Source organism: Phytomonospora sp. NPDC050363 (assembly GCF_040655735.1).
GTDB lineage: Bacteria > Actinomycetota > Actinomycetes > Mycobacteriales > Micromonosporaceae > Phytomonospora.
This window is the reverse complement of sequence record NZ_JBFAKK010000009.1, coordinates 38,910-63,773: the sequence shown is the minus strand read 5'-3', so window position 1 is coordinate 63,773 and position 24,864 is coordinate 38,910. Positions and strand designations below refer to the sequence as shown.

Below are 24,864 nucleotides of genomic sequence, written 5' to 3'. Positions count from 1 at the left end.
GTGGGTGTCGGCGCCCGCCCAGTCGCGGTTCAGCCTCGAAGAGGGTCACCTCATGGGTGTGGCGCATGGCGTAGGCCGCCGTCAGGCCGGAGATGCCGGCGCCGATCACGGCGATGCGCTCGCGGTTCATTCGGTCACTCCCTCACTCGGATCGACTTTGCCCGGCGCGGGGACCGGTTCAAAGGAACCGGTGAGGTCGCGACGCAGCGCACCGACGGCGTTGAACGCGCTGCGAACGGCAGCCTCGGCCGAATCGATCGGATAGCTGCTGCGAATGTGGGAGCCGGCGAAGTACACGTGCGGGAGCGGGCGTCGCAGGATCCGTTCGGGTCTCAGGCTGTCTCCCGCGAAGAGGGCCTCACCGGGTTGCTGGTTGCTCCGCGAGCGGACCCGGACGACGGGATACTCCAAACCGAGCATGTCGCGTACCTCGGGGAGGATGTAGCTCTCCTCCGTACTGAGGGCTCTGGTGCACAGCACGACGCATCGGTGGTGCTCGGGCTGGACGAGGACATTGACACCGCTACGGCAGTAGAAGGCCGGGTCGCCGGCGGCGAAGATCTTCTCCGCCGGATCGAGATCGAGGGTGAAGGCCGCGCAGTTGATCTGCTGTCCGTCCACCACGGTGTGGTCGATCCGTGAAGTGTTCAGCAGATGCACCAGATCCGGGATGAACGCCGTGACCACGACGGCGTCGAACCGGCTCGTGTCGTCACCGGTCGTGACCGACATGCGGTCTCCGTCCAGGCCGATCTCCGTCACCCGGCAGTCGGTCCGCATGACGACGCCATCGGCCGTGAGGTGGTTCACCCATGGCGCGATGAGGTACTCGTCGGTCGGGCCGGGCAGTGTGTAGCCGGTCTTGGAGCCGAACAGGTTCATGCCGATGCGCAGGAGCGGGCGCAGAGAGTAATTGCGCAGTGAGCCGTATTTGTTGACACTGCGAAGGCGCCGCTCGGCGACCAAGGGAGACGGGCGCCACGACCATAGGAGACGGATCTTCTCCCGCAGCGGGACCTCCTTGGCCAGCATCACGTACAGGTGCGATATCTCCAACCAGCCGACTCCGGCGGTGTGCGCATACCTGCGTGTCCGGGCCAGCACGTTGAAACTGTCGCGGCAGCCGTTGCCCGGGATCTTTCTGAGGATCGCGAACAGTTCGGTGTAGTCCTCCAGAAAGAAGCGTGGGCAGTGCTCCCCATCGTCGGTGACCGCGGCGCGGCCTCCGAACCGATGCTCCTGCTCGTAGACGACCACGTCGGTGTCGGGATAGGCGCTCAGGTAAAACGCCGCCGAGAGGCCGGCAATCCCGGAGCCGATCACGCAAATCCTCATGGGGCCTTCCCCGCGCCGATGTCCGGAGGGTTCTCGATTGCGCCCGCATCGCCGCGGGTGGCGAGGATCTGGTGAACACTCATGCGGTTCTCGCCGAAGGCGAGACCGCCTCCGATGAGGTAGAGGCGCCAGATACGGGCGCGACGGGCGCCGAAGCGGTGGACCATCTCGTCCCAGACGTCGTCGAGCCGGTGGCTCCAGGCGTCAATGGTGAGGCGGTAGTGCTCGCGCATCGCCCTCACCCGCTGTACCTCCAGCCCGGCGGTTTCGAGATACCCGAGGGTGGAGGCGAGCGGTCGCATCGTCATGTCCGCGGCGATGTAGGACTCGATGAAGGCTCCCCCGCCGGGAGAGACGGCGCCGCGCGACATCTGTTGCAGCAGAAGGCGTCCCCCCGGCCTCAGCAGGCCCCGCAGCGTCGCGCAGTAGACCGGGTAGTTCCGCTCGCCCACATGTTCGCCCATTTCGATCGAGGCCACGGCGTCGAAGTTGGTTCCGGTGACCTCGCGGTAGTCCTGGAGTCGGACGTCGACCAGGTCGTGCAGACCGCGGTCGGCAACACGGGCGCGGATGAACTCCTCCTGCCGCGCCGAGATGGTGACCCCGGTGGCGTGCACGCCATAGTTCTCGGCGGCATGCAGGATGAGAGATCCCCAACCACAGCCGAGGTCGAGCAGCCTCATCCCTTTTCGCAGCCGGAGCTCCCGGCATACGAGGTCGAGTTTGTCGCGCTGGGCGTCGGCGAGCCGGTAGTCGGCGGCCTCGGAGGTCCAGTATCCGCTCGAATAGACCATCGCCGGGTCGAGAAGCATGGCGTAGAAGTCGTTACCGAGGTCGTAGTGGTGTGCGATGGCGGCGCGATCGCGGCCCGGGCTGTTCGGCCGTCCCCGAAGCCTTGCCTCCTCGCCGGGGACGACCGGCGGGGGCCCGACCGCGCCAAGACGAAGGAACAGTGCGAGCACGGCGGGCCAGCTGGTCGGGCGTGGCAGCCCGCGGTCGCGCACCCGTCGCGTGAACTCCCTGCACAGCTGAAACCCCCGCCGGAAGTCTCCGTCGATGTCGATCTCGCCCATCACGTAGGCGCGGGCCAGGCCGAGCTCGCCGGGACGCCAGAGCAGGTAGCGGATGGCCCGCGGCGAACGGATCACCACCGTGGGCTCGCCGCTCGGCCCGCTCACGCTGCCGTCCCAGGCGCGGACGGCGACGGGAAGCCCGATGCCGAACGCGGCCTCGATTGTCGCCGTGACGTGTCCGGCGATGCCCCTTGTGGCCGACTCGCGCCGGGCGGTCTCCGTTGAATTCGCTGTCTCTTGCACGGTTGCGCTCCTCCCGCTTCGGCGAGCGCGGGCGTGTTGCCCGTATTCGACGAAGGCGTTGCAGCAGAACGGAACCACTCGCGTCCGCGCGGCTGCTCCGGACCGATCCCGTCGATGCTATTGCACCGCTTGGGTCGCGCCGTGTAAATCCATTGTGCATCGGCTTTGTGGCGACAGTTGCTCGTCCGGGGTAGCCCGTCCAGCCTGCAAATGCTGCCGCACAGTTAGCCGGCCTGGCTATTAAATGCCGCCGGTCACAATTGAGCTCATCGCGGCTGGTTGATCGGGCGTAAATTGCTCGCGATCATCCAGCGGTGAGAGCAGCAATGTTGTTGCGCGGTAATCGGCGGTCGACGTCTGAGAATGAGTGTCGCTGCAGTCCGCAAGGCTCTCATGGGGGATATGGGACGTTTCTGTCGGACGGTCGTGCGACTGATTCGCTGGTAATTCCAAATGAGGTGACATGGTGTGCAAGGAAGCGGGCTGTGAAGTTTCGTCATCCACAACGGGGGAATAGTGCGGGCGCGACGGCCTTCGGCGGTGTCTGCATCGACGGGGGGCATCAACGCCGGTGTCGCCCCCATGACCGCCGCCTGCGCCTTATCCGGCCGCGGCAACTTGCGGTACCGGCACCCACAATGCCAGGGCAACCTTCAGCACAAAGGCTTTACGGCAAGCAGCCGGCCGCCGGCCACTGGTTGCCGGTGGGGGAAGGGCCGGCGGATCTGCCGCCCCTCCCCCCACCGCCGTCAGCCCGCCGTGCGCTCCTCGACGTGGCGGCGGCGCAGCCTGGGGTCGGTGAGCGCCGGTCGCGGCCAGTCGGTGTCCCACAGGTTCTTTCCGGGTGCCACGATGGCGTCGATGCGGTCGAGCACCGCGTCGTCCAGCACGAGGCCGGCGCCGGCGAGCAGGCCGTCGAGCTGCTCCATCGTGCGGGGCCCGAGGATCGTCGAGGTGACGCCCGGGTGCGCCTGGGTGAAGGCGATCGCCAGTTGCGGCAGCGTGCACCCGAGTTCCTCGGCGAGGACCACCAGCTCCTCCACCGCGTCGTACTTGGCGGCGTTCTCCGGCAGGGACGGGTCGAAGCGGCTCGGGCGGATGGCCGCGCGACCGTCGGCGAGGTCAACCGCCTGGCCCTTGCGGTACTTCCCGGTCAGGAAGCCGAAGGCCAGCGGGCTCCACACCAAGGTGCCCATGCCGTACTTCTGCGCCGTCGGCAGCACCGCGCTCTCGATGCCGCGGTTGAGGATCGAGTAGGGCGGCTGCTCGCTGCGGAACCGGCCGAGGGCCCGCCGGTCGCTGACCGCCTGCGCCTCGACCATCAGGTCGGCCGGGAAGGTGGAGGACCCGAAGGCCCGGATCTTCCCCTGCCGCTGAAGGTCGGTGAGCGCGGAGAGCGTCTCCTCGATGTCGGTGGTCGGGTCGGGCCGGTGGATCTGGTAGAGGTCGATCCAGTCGGTGCCCAGCCGGCGCAGGCTGTTCTCCACCTCGGCGACGATCCAGCGCCGCGAGTTGCCCCGGCGGTTAGGGGCTTCGCTCAGAGGGCCCTCGCCGACGCCGAAGTGGACCTTGGTGGCCAGCACCACGTCCTCGCGGCGGCCCTTGAGGGCCTTGCCGACGATCTCCTCCGACTCGCCGCCGGAGTACATGTCGGCGGTGTCGACGAAGTTGACTCCCCGGTCCAACGCGGAGTGGATGATCCGCGCGCAGTCCTCGTGGTCGGGGTTTCCGATGTACCCGAACATCATCGTCCCGAGGCAGTACGCGCTGACCTCGATGCCCGTTCCACCCAATACGCGGTATCGCAATGACTTCTCCTCGCCGTCCGCCGGTGTCACGACCACCGGTCGGTCGAAACCTACGAGCTAGAGCGCTGTCTAGGTCAAACCGGTGTGGCCGGGGTCACCGCTGGAGCGCTCGGAGATATCCGCGACTCTCGGGAAGTCCGCGTCGACGGTGCAGAAGCGGTGGTGCCGGCGCCGAGGGCGGCCTCGACGCCGGCGCGGGTCACCGGTGATCGCCGCCTCGGCGGACGGAGGGCCGCGGTCACCGCGATCGCGCGGAGCTCACGCCGTCGGCCCGGCATGAAAGACTCCCGTGATGACACGCGCGGGGAAAGCGGAGGAACTCGGACGCGGCGCACTCGACTGGATGTTGCGCCAGGCAAGGGAAACCGACGCCGGTCTCGCCTGGCCCGTCGTCCCGAGCGCGGAGACGCACCTCGACGCGTTCTACCTCGGCACCGAGGGTGTCGTCCGCGCGCTCCTGGAGGGCCACCGGCACTTCGGCGACGACCGGTACGCCGACGCGGCCCTGCGCGGGGCGCGCCACATCGCCGTGGAGGTCGGGGAGGAGAGCTACGGAGGGCTCTACATCGGTGCGATGGGGAAGGCCCTCGTCCTCCGCGCCGTCGGCGAACGACTCGACGACTCCGCCAGCCGCGCCGCCGTCGCTCCCGCGCTGGCCAAGGTCGGCGAACTCGCCGAGAACGGCCGCTGGGCGGGCATGGTCGAGATCCTCTACGGCAACGCCGGCGTCATCCTCGGCGCGCTGGTGTGCGGGGACCTCGCACTGGCGGTCACGGCCGCCGAGTCCATGGCGGCCGAGGCCGAGCGGACCGAACACGGTGTGAACTGGAGAATCCGCGCCGATTCGCCGAGACATGTCCGGCACATGGCGCACGGCGCCGTCGGCAACGCCTTCGCCCTCGCCTCCGCGGGAGCCGCCGCCGACCGGCCCGACCTCACCGAACTGGCCCTGGCCGCCGTCGCCGAAGTGCTCTCCCACGACGAGGCCGACGGCCCCGAGGGCCTCCTCATCGCCCGCAACAGCGACGCCGGCAAGTCCCTCGACGAGCGCTGCGCCTACGGGTGGTGCGCGGGAGCCGCCGGCGACGCCCAGCTCTTCCGCCACCTGGCGCGGATCACCGGCGACCCAGCGTGGTCGGTGCTCGTCGACCGCTGCTGGCACACCATCACCCACTCCGGCCTCCCTGCGCGCAAGTGGCCGGGCTTCTGGGACAACGTCGCCCGGTGCTGCGGCACCGCCGGTGTGCTCGCCCTCGGCTGCGACCTCGTCGCCGAAGGCCGCCACGGCGCCGCCGAGTTCACCGACGTTCTCGCCGACGACCTCATCGAGCGCGCGATCGTCGACGCCGAGGGCGTCCGCTGGTCCAACTACGACCACGAGAAACCCGGCGACCTCGAACCCGGTCTCGGCTGGGGCCACGGAGCCTCCGGCATCGTTCCCGAGCTGTTGCGCTACGCCCGCATCGGCACCGGACGCGGCACCGACTACGCCGTCGCGTGGCCCGATCAGCCTCCGGCGGACCGAACGCCCCGGTGAACCCCGCCCGCTTCCCGTCGCCCTGACCTGGCGGCAATCGCACCCGCGGCGACTGTGACCCACCTCATGGAACTCCGCGGGTGCGCCGGACAGCAGCCACCGTGAAACCGACCATGCGTGCCCGAATACGGGCCGGCGACCGCGACGCTTTCCGCGACCTCTTCGGCGAGTACGCCCGCGCCATCCACCACCACGCCTACCGCCTCACCGGCGACTGGTCCACCGCCGAGGACGTCGTGTCCCTGACCTTCCTCGAAGCGTGGCGACTTCGCGAACGCGTCGACCCCGACGAGGACGCCGGCCCGCTGCGCGCCTGGCTCTACGGCGTCGCCACGAACGTCGCCCGCAACGTCCGCCGCGCCGCACGCCGCCATTCCGCCGCGATGGCGCGCCTCCCGAGGCCCGGCCCGGAACCCGACCACGCCGACGGTGTGGCCACCACCATGTACGAACGCGAGCGCCTCGCCCTGGTCCGCCGGGCCATGGCCCGCCTGCGCAAGAACGAACGCGAAGTCCTCACCTTGTGCGTGTGGTCCGGGCTCGGCTACGCCGAAGCCGCGCAGGCCCTCGACGTGCCCGTCGGCACCGTCCGCTCGCGCCTCTCGCGGGCCCGCCGGAAGCTCGCCGGACTCGTCGACGCCGGTGGGCTCTCGCCGGTCGCGAAGAAGGCCGAAGAAATCCGGGAACCGGCCGCCCGTCCCGGACAGACAAGAAGAGACCGCACGAATGCGGTCCGGTTCGCACAGGAGAACACCCGATGACCAGAGAACACGACGACCGCGACGAGTTGGCCCGGCTGCTGCCGGACCCGGCGGACCGGGGCCTGTCCACGCACCGCCACCGCCAGATCCAGGAGTTCCTCATGACCGAGATGCAACCTCCACAGCGGCCGGTTCGCCGCCCGCGCCGCGGTTTCGCCCTCGTCACCGCATCCGTCCTCGCCGCGGCGGCCGTCGCGGCGGGCGCCGCGACCGGCGGCTTCGGCCTGCTGTCCGGCGAGCCCGGCGCGGGAGCCGACGTCGTCGCGACCCAGCAGCCCTCGGCGGAGACGCCGGTGGCCGCGACGTTCCGCCTCGCGGCAGCGCACGCCGCCACGCAGGAGTGGACCGATCCCCGACCCGACCAGTGGACCTACACCAAGTACTGGTCGCAGGAGCCCGGTCCGCTCGCCGAGCACTACCGATGGTCGGGGCCGCCGGTCACCCGTGAATGGTGGGAGAAGATCGACGGCACGAAGGTGGCCGGCCCCCAGGAGACCGAGCGCGTCGAGGAACTGGTCCTGGACAACCGGCTCCCGTTCCTGATGGCGCTGCCCACCGACCCGCAGGAGCTCCTGGCCGCGCTGCGCGAAGAGCTGGCCGACCCGAACCGGATGCGCCTGGACCACGCCATGCCCTTCTCCTTCGAGCCGAAGACCGAGGAGGAGTGGAACCTCGCCCTGTACAGCAACATCAGTTCGATCCTGCAGATCGGCGTCCTGCCCCCCGACGTGACCTCGGCGCTGTGGCAGGCCGCCGCGCTGATCCCGGGCGTCGTCCAGCGAGACGAGATCATCGAGATCGAGGGCCGCAAGGCCGTCGCGGTCAGCGTGGTCCTCGACGGCTGGTTCGAGGTGCAGCTCCTCCTCGACCCCGACACCCACGAGTACGTCGGCCGCCGCACCCTCTACGCCGCCGACCACACCTACGGGCCGGACCAGGGGAACGTGCGGGCTAAGAAGGGCGAGGTCGAGTACGTCACGATCCGCCTCGACTCCGGCATCGTCGACAAGGCCGGCGACACCACCTGACCTGGACCGACGACGCGCGAGGCCATCGCGCCGCGCGTCGTCTGTCCACATTGGACTATCCCCTTAGCGCTAGGAGCGACATGCGAATCCGTTCGACCCTCGCCGCCCTCGGGCTGCTGGCCGCCACCGTCGCGGCCACCCCGGCCCAGGCGGCCCCAGACTCCGGCGGGTCACCGCTCGCCGCGCCGGCCGACGGCCAGGCCCACGTCGTCACCCTGATCACCGGCGACAGAGTCCTCGTCAACGCCGGCGGCGACTATGTCTACCTCCCCGCCGACGGCCGCGAACACATCGGCTACATCCGTTCGGGTACGGGCCTTCTGCCCCTCGACGCGGCGCCGCTGGTCAACCGCGGCCTGCTCGACCGCGCCCTCTTCGACGTCAGCGGCCTGATCGCCGACGGGTACGCGGACGGCGCCGCTCTCCCCGTCATCATTCAGGGAGCCGACGGCGACCCGGCCGACAGCGGAGCGTTCCGTTCCGCCGCGACCGGTTCCGGCCTGTCAGTCGATGGCCGTGAATTGGACAGCATCGACGCCCGGGCGCTCACCGTCACCGCCGAGGGCGCCGACGAGCTGTGGGAGCGCATCGCCCCCACCGGCGAGAATCGCGCCCTGTCCGCTGACGTGAAGCACATCTGGCTCGACGCCAAGGCCGAGATCCTTCTCGAACAGAGCGTCCCGCAGATCGGCGCGCCGATCGCCTGGCAGGCCGGTTACGACGGCACCGGCGTCACCGTCGCCGTCCTCGACACCGGGTACGACCCCACGCACCCCGATCTGAAGGACCAGGTCGCGCAGGCGAAGGACTTCACCGGATCCTCGCCCGAAGCCGTCGACGGGCACGGCCACGGCACCCACGTGGCGTCCACCGTCGCAGGTACCGGAGCGGCCTCCCAAGGCCGCTACAAGGGCGTCGCGCCGGGCGCGAAGCTCCTCGTCGGCAAGGTCCTGGGCGACGACGGTTCCGGCTATTACAGCGGCATCGTCGACGGCATGGAATGGGCGGCGGGCCAAGGCGCGTCGACGATCAGCATGAGCCTCGGTGGTGAGTTCAGCGACGGCACCGACCCGATGGCTCTGGCCGTGAACGAGCTGTCCGCGCGCTACGGCACCCTGTTCACCATCGCCGCGGGAAACGCGGGCGGTGACCGGACCATCGAGTCGCCCGGCTCGGCCGACGCGGCGCTGACGGTCGGCGCGGTCGACAAGCAGGACGAGCCCGCCTACTTCTCCAGCAGGGGACCGCGCCTGGGTGACTACGCGGTGAAGCCCGACATCTCCGCGCCCGGCGTCGCCATCTCGGCCGCCGAGGCCGGCACCGGCGGATACGTCGCGCACGACGGCACCTCGATGGCCACCCCGCATGTCGCCGGGGCCGCCGCGATCCTCAAGCAGCACCATCCCGATTGGAGCGGGGCGCAGCTCAAGGCCGCGCTCATGGGCAGCGCCAAGGGGCTCGACGACGTCGGTGTCTACACCACGGGCGCGGGCCGCGTGGACGTCGCCGCCGCGATCGGGGCGACCGTGTACGCCGAGGACGCGACGATCAGTTTCCCGACGGTGACGTACCCGGACGACGGTTCCCGCAAGGAGAAGACCGTCACCTACCGCAACACGTCCACTGTGGACGTGACGGTGCAGTTGGCGATCACCTCGGCGACCACCGCCGACCTGTTCGGTGTCAGCCCGGGCAGCCTGACCATTCCGGCGGGCGGAACCGCGCGGGCCACGGTCGCGTTGAGCGCGGCAGTGGGCGGCGCGATCGGCACCCACGGCGCGGTTCTGGTGGCCGACGCCGGCGACCACGTCGTGCGTACCCCGGTCGGCGTCACCGTCGAACCGGAGCTGTACAAGGCGCACGTCACCGGGACGGCCCCGGCCGGGCGCGGCGTCACCGACCTGAACGTGTCCTATGTCGACAAGGCCACCGGCACGACCTACTACCCCGAGACGTACGGCCCCGACGGCTCCGTCGACTTCCGTGTGCCGCCGGGGGACTACTTCGCGGCGGGCATGCTCACCGACGACCATGGCGCCGTCACGCACTTCACGCTTCCCGTGCACGTCACTGCGGACACCGTGCAGGTGGTCGACGGGAGCGACGCGGCCCCGGTTTCCGTGCGCCTCACGGATCGCGGCGAACCGGACTACCGGGACATCGGCGTCTTCGAGGTCCTGCAACCTGTCGAGAACGGCGGCATCTACATCTACGGGGCGTTGGCGCCCGAGGCGTACACGATTCCCGGCGACGACTTGGGCGTGTACCTGTTCGACGTCGTGATGACCGCCAGTGTGCTGCCGCAGGACCCGGCCCACACCTGGCAGTACAACCTCGGTTACCGCTACCACCGCACGCCCGCGATCACCGTCGAAGTGGCCGACGCCGAACTCGGCCGCCAGGACGCCCGGTACGACAGCCAGGGCGTGTCCGGCACCGCGCTCGTCTACTACTCCGACCTCAGCGAGGACGGCGGATCCGGCACCGTGGCGGTCGCCCAGCCCGTCCCGGGCGGCCGGACCGTGTACTTCACGCCGGGAACGTGGTCCAGCGGGATGATGTTCCAAAGCGAGATCGAAGGCGAGGAGGCCTTCGAGCACTCCGACCATATCGCCGATTACCAGGCGGGGCAGGCGATCGCGCTGCGCTGGAACCGCGCCCCGCTGACCGTCGGCCTGCCCCCGGGCACCGGGGCGACCCGCGTGAACGACCCGCACATCGGCAGCAGGATCCTGCTGTCCATCCCCATGTTCACCGGACCCGACGGCCGGATCGTGACGAGCACGAATGTCTTCTTCACCGGAACCACCACCATGACGCTCAACGGCACGACGCTGATGGACGACACCGGCCGGGCCTGCGTGCACGGCGGTGACATCCCCGCCGACGCGGCCGGGACGATCACGCTGACGTGTTCGGTGGAACGCGAGGTGCCGTGGGCGTCGATCGCGTCGAAGTCGACGGGAGAGTGGACCTTCCAGACGGCGCCGGTCACCACCATGGTCGACCAGACCCTCAACGCCGTGCGCCTCAACGCCTCCGGCGTCGAGAACGGGTACGCCAAGCGCGGTGTCCCGCAGGTCGTCGCCCTGACGGTCGACCACACCGGAGCGGTGCGCACGAAGACGAAGGCGCTGACCTTCGAGGTGTCCTACGACGGCGGAGCGACCTGGAAGTCCGTCAAGGTCGTCCGATACGCCGACACGGGAGCGGCGACGCTGAACCACCCGGCGGGGGCGACCTCGGTCTCGGTCCGCATGACCACTGTGGACGACCAGGGCAACACGTCGAAGCAGACGACGATCGACTCCTGGGGGCTGAAGTAGGGCACGGGGACGAGGTGAAGTGAGGTGAGGGCCTCGGCCGGCCGGCCTGGGAGGACCGGCCGGCCGGGGCAACCTGCCTGCGTGACACGCGACGTTTAGGGAAGTGACCTTCGAAGAGCGAACCGGCCGCCCCGGGACTGTGGACCCCGGGACGGCCGTGGTGACGCGTCGGCTCTAGTAGTAGCAGCCGCTCGTCGGCAGGCTGCTCGGAGCCGGCGGGGTGCCGCCGTCGTAGATGGCGAGCAGGAAGGGCTGCGGGCAGCGGTTGCCGCCCGCGACGATCTCGATGTGCAGGTGCGGCCCGGTCGAATTGCCGGTACTCCCGGACCATCCCAGCAGCGTGCCGGGGCCTACGCGCGAACCTGAACCGACTCCGTGACCGGAGAGGTGGCAGTAGTAGTAGGTGGCACCGTCATCACCCGACAGGGCGTACCCGAGACCGCAGCGGGAGTTGTTGATCTGGTTGGCCGTCCCGGACCGGATCGCGTAGACCTGCGTCCCCGTGCCGACGGGGAGGTCGACGGCGGGGTAGTCGTGGTGCGGGTCGTCGTAGTAGCCGCGGCTGAGCGAACCGCGCGGGATGGGCAGCGAGTAGCCGCCCCCGCCGGACCCTCCGCCGACGACGCTCTGCCACGTCGCGGGCCCGACGATCCCGTCGGCGACGAGGCCGTGCCCGGACTGGTACGCCCGCGCGGCGGCCGCCGTCCCGGGCCCGAACACACCGTCGACGGCCAGCCCGTGTCCGTGGGCGTTGAGCGCGACCTGCGCGGCGGCCACGGCGTCACCGGTGCTGCCCTGCGAGACCGAGACGATCAGGCCGCCCCAGGTCTGCTGACCGACGATCCCGTCGGCGGCATAACCACGGGCCTGCTGGAACGAGACCACGGCACCCTCGGTCGCCGGACCGAAGGCTCCGTCGGCGTCCACTCCGTGCCCGTGGGCGCGAAGCAGGAACTGGACCACCGTCACCGTGGAACCCGTGGCGCCGCGCGCGACGACCGGCCACCCTGCGGCGGAGGCCGACTGCGGGTTGCCGACCACGAGCACCGACACGGCTACGGCCATCGCGGCCAGCACGACGAGGTACCGGCGTAACTGTCCTTTCACGACACACCTCCTTGAACGATCGGGCGCGTCCATACGAGACGCGCGGGGATCCGATCCGCCCGAACCTAAGCAAGCGGCGGCGGGCCGTCATCGTGCGTTCGACCCACGTTCTCGCCGACGCGAGCGGGCGCAGGCTACGCTGTCGCCGACACGGGGGGCCGTGCCCGGTTTCCGTTGCGGCCACCGGGATTCATCAGCGGGACGAACCAGGTGAGCGACATGGCCCCGAACGCGCGTCACGGCGCCGTCGAGGCGCGTTTCCTGTTCTCCGCCCGCCAGCTGGCCTGCCTCCTGCGCGGTGTCGCGCTCATGCTCATCAGCGTCTTCGGGCTCCTCGCGGTCCCCGCCGACGCCATGGCGCTGGGCTGGGCGCTGGTGGGCCTCATGGTCGCCGGCGCGGCCGTCGACGTCGGCGTAGGCGTCACCGGCCGCTGGGCGGCCCTCGCGCTCGTGTTCGCCGTGGCTCGCGTCGCGGCGGTCTGCGCCACCCAGAACCAGACCGGCGACTCCCCGAACATGTGGGCCCTCAACGTCCTCACGACCACCGCCATCACCCTGCAATGGGAGTGGCCGCCGACGGTGACGGCACCCGTCGTCGCCGCGCTGTTCACCGTCGTCGTGGCCGCCATCGGCTTCGAGGAGGGCGGCGTCCTCGGGCCGCGACTGCTCGTCGAATGCGTCCTCGCGCGCCTCGCCTTCGTCCTCCTGCAACGGTCCGGCCGGCGCATGGACGCGCTGCGGGCACGCCGGACGGCCCTCGCCCGCGCCGAGGCCATCTCGATCGCCCGCCAGCGCCAGGACCGCGAATACCTCGCCCTGCTCCACGACACCGCCTCGGCCACCTTCCTGCTGACCGCGACCCAGGGCGCCTACACCGATCCCGGGCAGATCGCCGACGCGGCCAGGCGCGATCTCGCCGTCCTCACCGGCGCCGAGGGCGCGGCGACCACACAGGACAGTCCCGTCGACCTGACGGCGGCGCTCCGCGCGGTCGTCGACCGTGCCCCCTTGACCGTCGACGCCCACTGGGAGGACGGACCGCCGCTGCCGGCGTCCGTCGCGCTCGCCCTGGTCCGGGCCGTCCGTGAAGCGCTGGTGAACACCGCTCGGCACGCCGGGGTCACCGCCGCCACGGTCAGCGTCGACCATGCGGGAGAACAAGTCATCGTCACCGTCGCCGACGGTGGAAAGGGCTTCGACCCCGACGAAGTCCCGTTGTCGAGCCGCGGGATCCGCGGATCCATCGTGGAGCGCATGACCGGCGTCGGCGGCACCGCCGCGGTCACCTCCCGCCCCGGCGGCGGCACCGCCGTACGGCTGGAGTGGTCGAGTGAATGAGCACCGGCCCACTGAGGACAAGGTCATCGCCACCGTCAGGGTCGCGCTGGTCTTCGTCGTCGCCTTGACCCAGCCGGTACTCGGCCTCAACACGCTCCTGCGGCACGAGTACCGGCCGCGCGCGCTCGCCGTCGCCGCCTTCGTCGCCGTCGCGTGCGTCACCGCGGTCTCCGCCATGTGGGTGCTGCGCCGCCGGCGCCTGCCCGGCCCCGTCGCCATCACCGGGACCGCCGTCGTCCTGGCCGCCTCGGTCGCCGCGATCATCGCGACACCGGCGGCCGAGCAGTTCGGTTCCGGCGACTGGGCCTTCGGTCTGCTCGGCTGGCATCTGCTCCTGCTGCTCCTCGACCGCGCCCCGATCCTCTACGCAGCCATGACCGTCCACTTCGGCGTCAACATCGGATACTTCCTCATCGGCGGTCCCGACCGCATCGACATCGGCGTCGCCGGGACCGTCGTCGTCGGCATCGGCGTCGTGCAACTCGCCGCCGTGGTCATCTCCCGGCTCCTCAGCCGCCGCGCCCGCGACGCGATGGCGCTGGCCGCCGAACGCGACCGCCTCGCCAGCCGGGTCCTGTCGGCAGAACAGGTCGAGCGCGGACAGCGCACCGCCTTCGCCGGCCACCTCGGCGCGACCCTCTCCCTGCTCGCCGACCTCGCCGACGGCTTACTCGACCCCCGCGAGCCCGAGACCCGGCGCTGGGCCGCCCTCGGCGCCACCCAGCTCCGCCGGCTCTTCGCCGAGAACGACGACGTCCCCGACCCGCTCGTCCACGAGGTCTCCGCCTGCGTCGACGTCGCCGAACGGCGAGGCCTCGACGTGTCCCTCGCCGTCAGCGGCACCGCCGTCGACCTGCCCGCGGAGGTGCGCCGCGACCTCACCGGACCCGTCGCCGCCGCGCTCGCCGCGGCCGGGAAACGCGCCCGCGTCAGCGTTCTGCGCACCGAGGAGGAGGTGCGCGTCGCCGTGGTGAGCGACGCCGGCGAGAAGGCGATCGCCGTCAACTCACCGGGAGTCAACGTCGAGTCCGGTAGATATGGCGACTACACGCGAATGGAGGCCAGGTGGCGCCGACAAATCTGAGCGCGGTGGTCGTCGACGACCACCCCGCCGTACGAGCGGGGGTGGCCCACTGGCTGGGCTCGGGGAGCCCGCCGATCCGGGTCGCCGCGTCCGGCGACGACGTCCGGGTCGCCTGGCTCGGCGAGGGGGCCACCGCCGACGTGGTCATCCTCGACCTGCATCTCGGCGGGCCGGTGCCCGCCATCGGCGACCTGCGGCGACTCGTGCGGGCCGGACGCCGCGTCGTCGTCTACTCGATGCGCTCCGACGACATCACCGCCCTGCAATGCCTCGAACTGGGCGCCCTGAGCTTCCTCACGAAGGCCGAGGGCGCCGACCACCTCCTCCAGGCCACCCGGGCAGCCGCCGACGGCCGCGCCTACACGCCGCCCTCCCTGGCGGGCGCGCTCGCCGGCGACCGCTCCGACCAGCGGCCCTCCCTCACGGCGAGGGAGATCGAGGTGCTGATCGAGTGGTTCCAGTCGGAGTCGAAGCAACTGGTCGCCGAGCGGCTGGGGATCTCGCAGAGCACCGTCAACTCCCACCTGGAGCACATCCGGGTCAAGTACGCGATGCGGGGTCGGGAGGCGCCCACCAAGGCGATGCTGGTCGCGCGGGCGATCCAGGACGGGCTGGTCCGGCTCGACGACCTGTGACCGGCCATCGGTCGATCACACGATGCCCGCCGGGCCCGCTTTGCCTAGGTTCGAGCGCGACGGCGGCCCATGGGCCGCGGCCGAGTAGGTGACCTCGGGTCACCGCTGACGAGAGGCGCACATGGTGAAACTCTCCCGACGACATTTCTCACTGACCCTCGCCGTGCTCTGCGCGGGCGTGGTCGCGGCGATCGCCTCGCCCGGGCCCGCGTCCGCGGCGAGCTGGCCCGTCATCGACGAAGGGGCCACCGGCTCCAGCGTCTCGGTGGTACAGCTGCTCCTGCGCGCCCACGGGCACACCGTCGAGGCCGACGGCGACTTCGGTCCGGCGACCGAGAGCGCCGTGGTGGCCTTCCAGTCCGCCAAGGGCCTGACCGCCGACGGCATCGTCGGTCCGCAGACCTGGGGCGTCCTGATCATCACCGTCCGGCAGGGCGACCGCGGCGACGCGGTCAAGGCGGCGCAGACGGCGCTCAACGTGCACGGTTCGGGCCTGGCCGTCGACGGCGTGTTCGGTCCGGGCACGGCGGCGGCCGCGCGGTCGTTCCAGTCCGCGAAGGGCCTGACCGCCGACGGCGTCGTCGGTCCGCAGACCTGGCAGAACCTGGTGTCGGGGACCGGCGGCTGCTCCGTTCCCCCAGGCGCCGACCCGAACGTCCTGGTGGGCGTCTACCGCGTGGCCACCGGCCTCGGGGTCGACGACCGGGTCCTGCTCGCCGGTTTCGAGGCCGGATGGGTGGAGTCGCGCATGAACAACCTGCCTTGCGGTGACCGGGACTCCCTCGGGGTGTTCCAGCAGCGCCCCTCCCAGGGCTGGGGCACGCCCGAGCAGATCATGAACGTGTCCTTCGCGTCGAACTCCTTCTTCACCCGGGCGATCAACGTGGCCGCCGCGCACCCGTCGTGGACGGCCGGCCAGGTCGCCCAGGCGGTGCAGGTCTCGGCGTTCCCCGACCGCTACGACGCCGCCGAGGCGACCGCGCGAGCGCTCATCGAGCAGGCGCGCGGCCTCGCCGGAGGCGCCGCGGCGGCATAGCGTCGACCGAGATCCGCCCCGGCACCGGCGCTCGGTCGGCTCCCCGGTCGCGGGGCGGTTCGATGGACGTATCCCCTCCGTCCATCGGGCCGCCCCGCGACGCCGTTCAGCTCCCGGACTCGGCGGCCGACAGCAGCCGTCCGAACAGGACGGCGAAACGCTGGAACAGTTGCGCGGCGGCCATTCTGTCGACGCCGCGCCCGGTCACCGACGAGCGTGCGGTGACGCGGTCGGCGGCCGAGGCGAGTTCGACGGTCACGTCCACGTCGCGCAGGACGGGGTTGGCCACCCGTGCGGCACCCGGGAGTTTCAGCAGGACCAGCGCGCCGGTGCCGCTGACCCGGACCCGCCGGTCCTCGGTCAGCGGGACCGACTCGGGCACGGCCCGCCTCAGTCGCGCGAGCCGATCGGTGTGCTCACCGTCCGCCGGGACGTCGAGGACGGTGAGGCCGCCCTGGTGCCAGACGAGCAGTTCGGCCGGGGGTTGCTCGCACGATGCGGCCAGCGCGAGAGTGAGCGCGTAGGCGGCCTCGGCGGCCAGCTGGTTCCGCCACACCTGGGGGTAGGCGACCGCGCCCGACTGGGGCTTGGCGGTCGCGGGGCGGCGCAGGGCCGCGCGGGTGAGCGTGACCCGCGCCGAGCGCCGGGCGCGGATCCCGGCCGCCAGCGAGCGGACCGTCGGCATCGCGAAGAGGTCGCCGACGCTGAGCATCCCCGGGTGGTCCTTCCCGAGCCGGCCGTGCACCTGCACGATCGTCAGGGAGTTGCCGCCGAGTTCGAAGAAGTTCTCGGTCGTGCCGAAGTGCGCGTGGCCGAGGACCTCCGCCCAGATCGCGGCGATCGCGGCCTCCAGCTCGTCGGCGGCTTCCACTCGGTCGGCGGACGCGGCGGTCACGGGCTCGGGGAGGGCGGCCCGGTCGAGCTTGCCGTGCCGGGTCAGCGGGATCGCAGGGATCTCGGCGATCCGCGCCGGGATCATGTACGCGGGAAGCCTTTCGGCCAGGAATGAGCGCAGCCCGCCGACGTCGACGCCGTCGGACCCGGCGGGGGTGACGTACGCGGCGAGTGCCGTCGAGCCGTCCCGCTCCTCGTGTGCGACCACCGCGGCGTCGCGGACGGCGGGGTGCGCGCGGACGGCCGACTCGACGTCGCCGATCTCGATCCGGAAGCCGCGCACCTTGACCTGCTGGTCGTCGACGCGCCCGAGGTACTGGACGGTGCCGTCCGACAGGAGGCGCGCGCGGTCGCCGGTGCGGTAGAGGCGGCCCTCGCCGTACGGGTTGGGGACGAACCGCTCGGCGGTCAGCTCGCTCAGCCCGACGTAGCCGGTGGACAGGCCGTCGCCGGCGGCGCAGAGCTCGCCGGGCTCACCGATGCCGCAAAGCCTCGCGGCGTCGAGGATGTGGACCTGGGTGTTGGCGACGGGCCGGCCGATCGGGATCCGCGCGGGGTCGGTGATCGGCGATCCGTCGTCGGGCCAGCCGGTGGTCAGCACGGTGGTCTCGGTGGGGCCGTAGGCGTTGACGTAGCCGACGGCCTCGCGGCGTGCCTTCTCCACGACGGCGAGGCTTGAGGCGCCGCCGCCGGTGGTGACGATCCGCAACGGCAGGCCCTCGCACAGCAGGTAGTACTGCGGCGGCAGCAGGCCGAGCGTCACGCCCCTGCGGCGGGACTCCGCCACCAGCCGACCGGCGTCGTAGACGGTCTCCTGGTCGACGATCACCAGCGCCGCGCCGTTGAGCAGCGACAGGGCGATCTCCCAGACGGAGGCGTCGAAGGTCAGGTTGGAGAACTGGAGCACGCGGTCGGCGGAGGTGACCGCGTAGGCGTCACGCAGGTGCGCGCGGAGGTTGACCAGTCCCTTGTGGACGAGCAGCACGCCCTTGGGGACACCGGTGGTGCCGGAGGTGTAGATGCAGTACGCCGGATCCGCCGGGGAGGGAAGCCGGTCGGCGAACTCCAGCTCGTCCCATGTGGACTCACCGACGGCCGCCAGGTCGTGCACCGCCGTCGAGGCGAGCGTTCCACCGAGCGCCGCGACGGTCTCGGCCGCGCGGGGCCCGTAGGTCGCCAGTGCGGCCATCCCGCTGTCGGCGACGATCTGCGCGATGCGCGCCGGGGGAGAGGTCACGTCCAGCGGGATGAAGTGGCAGCCGGCCAGCATGACGCCCAGGATGCCGACGATCACATGCGTGCTGCGCTCACCGAGGACGCCGACGGCGGCCCCACGCGCCGCACCGCCCGCGACCAACGCGCGCGCGACCCCGGCCGCCGCGTCGGCGACGTCCCGGTAGGTCATGGAGCGCTCGCCCCAGACCAGGGCCACCCGCTCGGGGTGCTCGCGCACCCCGTCGAGGAACGCGCTGACGGCGGTCATCTCCGCCGGATACGGCAGCAGGGTCCGGTTGAACTCCTCGACCACCGTTCGCTTCTCCGCAGGGGAGACGGTCGCGACCTCGCGCAGCGGCGCGCGGGTGTCCTCGGCGATCCGGCCGAGGACGAGCAGGACCCGGGCGAGCAGACGGTCCACATCGGACTCGGTGAGCTCGGCGCGGTCGTAGAGCGCGGTGAACTCCAGCTCGCCGCCGTCGCGCTGGACGACGAGGTTGAAGGGGTAGTTCGTCTCCTCCTCGCGGCCGCGCTCGTAGGCGAGCCCGCCGCCGTGGATCGTGCCGGCCTCGACGTGGTAGTTCTCGAAGGCGAAGAGCGTGCCGACGAGCCTTTCCACGGGCACCGAGGCCTGGATGCGCGCGAGGGAGCCGTGATCGTGGCCGGCCGAGGCGATGGCCTGGTCGCGGACGGCTTCGACCAGTTCGGCGACGGTGCCGTCGGCGGGGATCTGGACGCGGACGGGGATGGTGTTGATGAACAGGCCGACGGTCTTGTCGATGCCCGGCAGCGGCGCGTCGCGGCCGGAGACGACCTTGCCGAACACCACGTCGGGTTCGCCGACAGCCCGGGACAGGACCAGACCCCACGCGGCCTCGGTCACGTGGCTCAAGGTCGCCCCGCGCGGCGCGAACAGGTCGCTCAGGCGGCTCGCCAGGTCGCCGGTGCTCGTCACGGTGACGCGCCCGACCCCGGAGGCGCCGGCGGTCCCCTCGGCCGAGGCGGTCGCCAGGACCGCCTCGGTGTCGTACCCGTCGAGGAGTTGCGACCAGTGCCGGTCGAAGGCGGCGGTGCCGCGTTCGGCGACATGGCGGACGTACGCGGTGAAGGCCGCCGACTCGCCGCGCTCGGCGCCGGCTCCGGCGAGCACGGCCGAGGTGTCCGCGCCCTCGGCGACGGCCCGGTGGTAGCGGAGGAAGTCGCCGAACAGTGTGGACAGTGACCAGCCGTCGAGGATGATGTGGTGGTAGGTCCACACCAGACGCAGGACGTCTCGTTCGTCCTCGGTGGTGCGGATCGCGGTGACGCGCAGGAGCGGGTCGCGGGCCAGGTCGAAACCCCGCTCGACATCCTCGGCCAGCAGCCGGTCGAGCGCCTCCGGCCCCTGATCGCGCAGGTCCGCCACCGCATAGCCGATCCCGCGATCGCGCAGCACCACCTGGCGCGGCCGTTCGAGGCCCGCCGACGCGAAGGCCGTGCGCAGGACGCCGTGCCGTGCCGCCAGCGCCCGCAACGCGGTCTCGACGGCGTCGACCCCGAACGCGGCCCCGTCCTCGTCGGCGGCGCGGAAGACCTGCTGCACGACGTAGGCGCCGCTCGCGGGGTCTTCGAGCCCGTGGAAGAGCATGCCCTCCTGGAGGGGCGTCAGATCGGCGATGTCGGTGTGGTGCGGGTACAGCGACTCGATGCGGCGCTGGTCGTCGCGGGAGAGGGGCAGGACCACGGCGTAGTCCGACGGCGTCTTCCGGCGCGGCCTGCCGGCCTCGGCGGCGATGGCCGTGAGGCCGCGCCGGAAGCCTTCGGCGAGGCGCGCGAGTTCGGTGCCGTCGAGGGTGCGGGCGTCGGAGGTGATGGTCGCGACCAGGCGCCCCTCGCGGATCAGGACGTTGACGCCGACGCCGGCGAGATGGCGGTTGGCGGGGTGCGACGGTGTCCCGGTACGGCCGAATACGACGTCGCCGAAACCGTCGGCGGCGGTGGCGTCCTGCTCGCCGAGGTAGTTGAGGGTGACCGACGCGTCGATCCGCCCGAAACCGCCCGGCCGCAGCCCGTACCCGATGCCGCCGTAGGGTACGGCGCGCAGGGTCTCCTTGGCTGCGACGATCGCCTCGCCGGGGTCGGTGAGGCAGTCGAGGACCACGGGGAACATGCCGGTGAACCACCCGACGGTCCGGTCCACGGCGGGAAGGGACGGGTGACCGCCGCGTCCGTGCCGTTCGAGGCGGACCGCGACCCGCTTCTGACCGCTCAGGTCGGCGACGCCCATGGCCAGCGCCGCCAGCACGACGTCCTCCATGGAGGCGCGGTAGCCGGCCGCCCGGCCCAGGTCGGCGGTGGCCGCGGCGTCGAGGACGACCTCGCGTGAATCCACACCGTCGCCGTCCTCGCCCGCCACCCGCAGCAGCGCGGCGGAAGCCTCGCGGTCGACGCGATCCCAGTACTCGCGCTCCTCGGGGACGAGCGTCGCGGCCAGGTCGGCCATGGCGCCCGACCACTGGCGCAGGGAGGCGGTCTTGTCCGGCAGCACGATCGCGCGCTCGTTTCGCGCGCGGCGGATGCCGGTGAGCAGGTCCTCGACCACGACCTGCCAGGACACGGCGTCGACGACGAGGTGATGGGCGACGAGGAACAGGCGTGAGCCGGCCGGACCGGTGACCAGCGCCGCCCGCAGCAGCGGCCCCGCGCCGAGGTCCATCGAGGCGTGCAGGCGCTCGGCGGCCTCAACGGTCGCCGCCTCGACCTCGCCGGCGTCGGAGACCGTGTGGTGCTCGAACCCGTAGCGGACGTCGTCGACGCCGAGGATCGTCAGCCGGCCCTCGGCGACCACGGCGCGGAAGGCGTCGTGGTGCGCCCAGATCGCGTCGAGCGCGGCGCGCACCTGCCCCGCGGCGGCGAAACCGACGTCGACGAGGACTTCCTGGTTGAAGTGGGCGGGCACGGCGAGGTCCCAGGCGAAGAACTCCTCGACGATCGGCCAGACCCCGCCGACCGGCCCGCTCACCGAACCCTGCTCGAAGGCGCTCGCGGTCTCGCGGGTCACCCGGGCGGCCACACCGCGCGCGGTCAGGCCCGCCATGACGTCGCCGACCTTCACCTCGAACCCGGCGGCCCGGATCCGCGACACGACGCGGATCGCCTTGATGGAGTCGCCGCCCAGCTCGAAGAAGGAGTCGAGGACGCCGACCGCGTCGAGTCCGAGCACCGTCGCGAAGGCCTCGCACACCGCGGCCTCGACCTCGTCGGCCGGTTCGACGGCGGAGGCGGTCTTGGGAAGCGCGGGGGCGGGAAGGGCCGCGCGATCGATCTTTCCGTTACGCGTCAAGGGGATAGCCGCGACACCGAGGAGATGCGCCGGGACCATGTAGGCCGGCAGCCGCGTGCCCAGGAAGGCCCGCAGCTCGGCCGGGTCGAGACCCCCTTCCTCGGCGACGGCGTAGCCGGCGAGGGCCGTGGTGCCGTCGGGATCGCGGTGGGCGAGCACGACCGCGTCGCGGACCGCCGGGTGATCGCGCAGGGCGGCCTCGATGTCGGGGAGTTCCACCCGGTAGCCGCGGACCTTGACCTGCTCGTCGTCGAGGCGGCCGAGGTACTCGATGGTCCCGTCGGCCAGCAGCCGCACCCGGTCCCCGGTGCGGTAGAGGCGGCCGTCGCCGAACGGGTCGGGCACGAACCGCGCGGCGGTCAGCTCCGGCAGCCCCAGATAGCCGGTGGACAGCCCGTCCCCGCCCGCGCACAACTCGCCGACCTCCCCGACGCCGCACAGCCGCGTGCCGTCGAGCACGAGCGCCGAGGTCCCGGCGATCGGCCGTCCGATGGGGACGGTGCGGGTCCTGGTCCGCGAGATGGGATGGGTGGCGGTGAAGGTGGTGTTCTCGGTGGGACCGTAACCGTTGACGAGGGTGATCCCCGGGACGTTGTCGTAGACGAGGTGCACGTGGTCGGCGCTGACGGCCTCACCGCCGACGAGAAGCCGGTCGAGGCCGGCGAAGGCGGAGGTGTCGGTGACGGCGATCTGGTTGAACAGCGAGACGGTCAGCCACATGACGGTGGCACCGGAGCGCCGGATGAGACCGCCGAGGCGGTGGGGGTCGAGGAGGTCCTCGCGGTCGGGGACGACGAGGGTTCCGCCGTTGAGCCACATGCCCCAGATCTCGAAGGTGGACGCGTCGAAGGCGAGGGATCCCGTCTGTACCAGCACATCGGCCGCCGACAGCGGCAGTGAGGAGTTGCCGCACACCAGCCGCAGGACGGCCCGCTGGGGAATGACGCTCCCTTTGGGACGGCCGGTCGTGCCGGAGGTGAACATCACGTAGGCCGCGTCCCCACCGGCGGGACGGCCCGCCACTTCCGCGGCCGGGTGGCCCGCGGCGTTCTCGACCTCGACGATCCGCGCCGAAGGCGCGATCTCGCGCGCGAACGAAGCCCCACGCGCACCCGCCGACACCACCACCGACACGCCCGCGTCCTCGGCCACGACGCTCCCGCGCGCGACCGGCGCGGCGATGTCGAGCGGCACGTATCCCGCCCCCGACAGCACGATCCCGAGCAGCCCGGCGAACAGGTCCGCGCTCGGTTCACCGGCCACCCCCACCAGATGCCCGACGCCGATTCCCGCACCGGCCAGGGCCCCGGCGACCCGTTCGGCCCGCGCGTTCAGCTCCCGGTAGGTGACGCGCTCTTCCCCGCACACCAAGGCGATCCGGTCGCCGTGACGGGCCGCTACCGACGCGAAGACCTCACCGATCGAACCGTCGCGCGGATAGCCCGAACCGACGCCGCCGGCCCCGCCCAGGACGGCCTCGCGCTCGCCGGGCAGCAGGCTCGACACCTTGCCGACGGCGGCTTCGGGGTCGTCGGCGAACTCTTCCAGGACGGCCGACAGGCGCCCGGTGATCCGCTCGGCGTCCTCCGGCGTCAGCACGCCCCGGTCGTACAGGACGACGAAGGTCAGGTCGTCCCCGGTGCGCTGCACGGTCATCGTCAGCGGATAGTCGGTCTCCTCGCGGGAACGCTCGAAGGCGAGCCCGGCCCCGTCGAGGACGCTCTCGTCGACCTGGAAGTTCTCGAACGCGAACAGGGTCGACACCAGCCCGTCCACGCCGGCGAGGGCCTGCATCCGTGCCAGGGAGCCGTGATCGTGCTCGGCGGAGGCGATCGCCTGGTCACGTACCTCCCCGACGAGGTCGCGCACGCCGGCCTCGCCGGTGACGCGGACGCGCACCGGGATGGTGTTGATGAACAGGCCGACGGTCTTGTCGATGCCCGGCAGCGGCACGTCCCGGCCGGAGACGACCTTGCCGAACACCACGTCCGGGGATCCGGTCGCCCGCGACAGCACCACGCCCCACGCGGCCTCGGCGACGTGCGAGAGGGTGACACCCCGGGAGGCGAACACCTCGGTCAGCCGACGCGCCACACCGGTACCGGTCGAGGACACGATCCGCCCCGCGCCGGCGGTGCCGGGGATCTCCGCCGACGCGCCGGTCACCGCCGCCGAGCCGTCGCAGCCCTCCAGCAGCCCCGACCAGTACTTCTCGAAGGCCTCGACGGGCCGGGCGGCGAGATGCCGCACGAAAGAGGCGTATTCGGGTGCCTGCCCGCGTTCACCGGCGGCCATGGCGAGCACGGCCGACGGGTCCGCGCCGCCGGCGACGGCTCGGTGGTAGCGGAGGAAGTCACTGAACAGCGTCGAGAGCGACCAGCCGTCGAGGATGATGTGATGGTAGGTCCACACCAGACGGAGGACCTCCGCATCGCTTTCGATGGTGCGGATCGCGGTGACGCGCAGGAGCGGGTCGCGGGCCAGATCGAAGCCGCGCTCGACGTCCTCGGCGAGGAATCGGTCGATCGCCTCGGCGGTTTCCCGCCCGGCCCGCCGCAGATCCACGACACCGAAACCGGTCTCGCGCTCGCGCAGCACGACCTGGCGCGGGCGCTCCAGGCCCTCCGACACGAACGCCGTGCGCAGGATCGCGTGCTTCACCGCGAGCCCGCGCAGAGCCGCGCCGACCGCCTCGACGCCGAACGGGCCGTCGCCGTCCCCGGCGAGGAAGACCTGCTGCACCACGTAGGCGCCGCCGCCCGGGCTCTCCAGCCCGTGGAAGAGCATGCCCTCCTGCAGCGGCGAGAGGTCGCAGACGTTCTCGATGCGGGAGGTCACCAATTGCTGCGACATCGTGTGCTCCGGGGGTGTCGGGTGGCCGATCGGCCGTGGAGGCGGGGCGGATCCACACCGGCTGCGGGGCGGCTCGCGTGGCCATGATGACCGTGATCCGTTTCGAGGTCAATTCCTCGCGGCGGTTGGTGAATTGTTCACCGGATCGACCGTTGGAACCGGTTGCGGCCCACCGGAAATAGCTCGCCGCGGACCACTTTATGGCATGCTCGCACATTCGACGAATGCGATGTCTACAGTAGAGTCGCGAATCAGGCGATCGGGTCGTC

The 24,864-nt window shown here is 71.5% G+C and carries 13 protein-coding genes and 1 pseudogene; 8 read left to right on the top strand and 6 right to left on the bottom strand.

Annotated elements, in window-relative coordinates:
- Positions 1-46 precede the first annotated feature (46 nt).
- The 4 genes and pseudogenes from AB0I28_RS23965 to AB0I28_RS23950 all read right to left on the bottom strand — a co-directional run.
- Positions 47-130: pseudogene (locus AB0I28_RS23965) on the bottom strand (NAD(P)-binding protein); the annotation flags it as partial.
- The gene (locus tag AB0I28_RS23960; protein WP_357496763.1) at positions 127-1,323 is read right to left on the bottom strand and encodes an FAD-dependent oxidoreductase; all 1,197 of its coding nucleotides are present in this window, start codon (positions 1,321-1,323) and stop codon (positions 127-129) included. The gene AB0I28_RS23960 and the pseudogene AB0I28_RS23965, both read right to left, overlap by 4 nt.
- Before the next feature lie 8 nt (positions 1,324-1,331).
- Positions 1,332-2,651: a cyclopropane-fatty-acyl-phospholipid synthase family protein gene (locus AB0I28_RS23955; RefSeq protein ID WP_357496761.1), complete on the bottom strand. Its 1,320-nt coding sequence runs from the start codon at positions 2,649-2,651 to the stop codon at positions 1,332-1,334.
- Between the two features lie 749 nt (positions 2,652-3,400).
- Positions 3,401-4,459 (bottom strand): aldo/keto reductase, encoded by a 1,059-nt coding sequence (locus AB0I28_RS23950; protein WP_357496759.1) that lies wholly within the window; start codon positions 4,457-4,459, stop codon positions 3,401-3,403.
- Between the two features lie 292 nt (positions 4,460-4,751).
- Here AB0I28_RS23950 and AB0I28_RS23945 point away from each other — a divergent pair, with 292 nt between their 5' ends.
- From AB0I28_RS23945 to AB0I28_RS23930, 4 genes are all read left to right on the top strand, one after another.
- Positions 4,752-5,996 carry a lanthionine synthetase LanC family protein gene (locus AB0I28_RS23945; protein WP_357496757.1) on the top strand — a complete coding sequence of 415 codons (1,245 nt, stop codon included), beginning with the start codon at positions 4,752-4,754 and terminating at the stop codon, positions 5,994-5,996.
- A 113-nt stretch (positions 5,997-6,109) separates the two neighbouring features.
- Complete coding sequence (locus AB0I28_RS23940; protein WP_357496755.1) at positions 6,110-6,757, top strand: RNA polymerase sigma factor; 648 nt, start codon at positions 6,110-6,112, stop codon at positions 6,755-6,757.
- The gene (locus tag AB0I28_RS23935) at positions 6,754-7,785 is read left to right on the top strand and encodes a CU044_5270 family protein (RefSeq protein ID WP_357496753.1); all 1,032 of its coding nucleotides are present in this window, start codon (positions 6,754-6,756) and stop codon (positions 7,783-7,785) included. Before AB0I28_RS23940 ends, AB0I28_RS23935 begins: the two co-directional genes overlap by 4 nt.
- Before the next feature lie 80 nt (positions 7,786-7,865).
- Positions 7,866-11,111, top strand: coding sequence for a S8 family serine peptidase (locus tag AB0I28_RS23930; protein WP_357496751.1), 3,246 nt, complete (start codon positions 7,866-7,868; stop codon positions 11,109-11,111).
- A 174-nt stretch (positions 11,112-11,285) separates the two neighbouring features.
- On the opposite strand, the gene AB0I28_RS23925 is transcribed toward AB0I28_RS23930, so the two are convergent.
- Positions 11,286-12,218, bottom strand: coding sequence for a peptidoglycan-binding protein (locus AB0I28_RS23925; RefSeq protein WP_357496749.1), 933 nt, complete (start codon positions 12,216-12,218; stop codon positions 11,286-11,288).
- Between the two features lie 219 nt (positions 12,219-12,437).
- Between AB0I28_RS23925 and AB0I28_RS23920 the strand changes: the two genes are divergently transcribed.
- From AB0I28_RS23920 to AB0I28_RS23905, 4 genes are all read left to right on the top strand, one after another.
- Positions 12,438-13,556, top strand: coding sequence for an ATP-binding protein (locus tag AB0I28_RS23920; RefSeq protein WP_357496747.1), 1,119 nt, complete (start codon positions 12,438-12,440; stop codon positions 13,554-13,556).
- Positions 13,549-14,640: a hypothetical protein gene (locus tag AB0I28_RS23915; RefSeq protein ID WP_357496745.1), complete on the top strand. Its 1,092-nt coding sequence runs from the start codon at positions 13,549-13,551 to the stop codon at positions 14,638-14,640. The genes AB0I28_RS23920 and AB0I28_RS23915 overlap by 8 nt, the downstream gene beginning before the upstream one ends.
- Positions 14,622-15,275, top strand: coding sequence for a response regulator transcription factor (locus AB0I28_RS23910; protein WP_357496743.1), 654 nt, complete (start codon positions 14,622-14,624; stop codon positions 15,273-15,275). The genes AB0I28_RS23915 and AB0I28_RS23910 overlap by 19 nt, the downstream gene beginning before the upstream one ends.
- Positions 15,276-15,396: 121 nt before the next feature.
- The gene (locus tag AB0I28_RS23905) at positions 15,397-16,311 is read left to right on the top strand and encodes a peptidoglycan-binding protein (RefSeq protein WP_357496741.1); all 915 of its coding nucleotides are present in this window, start codon (positions 15,397-15,399) and stop codon (positions 16,309-16,311) included.
- Between the two features lie 106 nt (positions 16,312-16,417).
- On the opposite strand, the gene AB0I28_RS23900 is transcribed toward AB0I28_RS23905, so the two are convergent.
- The gene (locus AB0I28_RS23900) at positions 16,418-24,595 is read right to left on the bottom strand and encodes an amino acid adenylation domain-containing protein (RefSeq protein WP_357496739.1); all 8,178 of its coding nucleotides are present in this window, start codon (positions 24,593-24,595) and stop codon (positions 16,418-16,420) included.
- Between the last annotated feature and the right edge of the window lie 269 nt (positions 24,596-24,864).

What these genes read in the sequence shown, in the direction of transcription:
- AB0I28_RS23945 (WP_357496757.1), top strand. Translation starts at nt 4,752, where the DNA reads ATGACACGCGCGGGGAAAGCGGAGGAACTCGGACGCGGCGCACTCGAC.
- AB0I28_RS23940 (WP_357496755.1), top strand. Translation starts at nt 6,110, where the DNA reads ATGCGTGCCCGAATACGGGCCGGCGACCGCGACGCTTTCCGCGACCTC.
- AB0I28_RS23935 (WP_357496753.1), top strand. Translation starts at nt 6,754, where the DNA reads ATGACCAGAGAACACGACGACCGCGACGAGTTGGCCCGGCTGCTGCCG.
- AB0I28_RS23930 (WP_357496751.1), top strand. Translation starts at nt 7,866, where the DNA reads ATGCGAATCCGTTCGACCCTCGCCGCCCTCGGGCTGCTGGCCGCCACC.
- AB0I28_RS23920 (WP_357496747.1), top strand. Translation starts at nt 12,438, where the DNA reads ATGGCCCCGAACGCGCGTCACGGCGCCGTCGAGGCGCGTTTCCTGTTC.
- AB0I28_RS23905 (WP_357496741.1), top strand. Translation starts at nt 15,397, where the DNA reads ATGGTGAAACTCTCCCGACGACATTTCTCACTGACCCTCGCCGTGCTC.
- AB0I28_RS23900 (WP_357496739.1), bottom strand. Translation starts at nt 24,595, where the DNA reads ATGTCGCAGCAATTGGTGACCTCCCGCATCGAGAACGTCTGCGACCTC.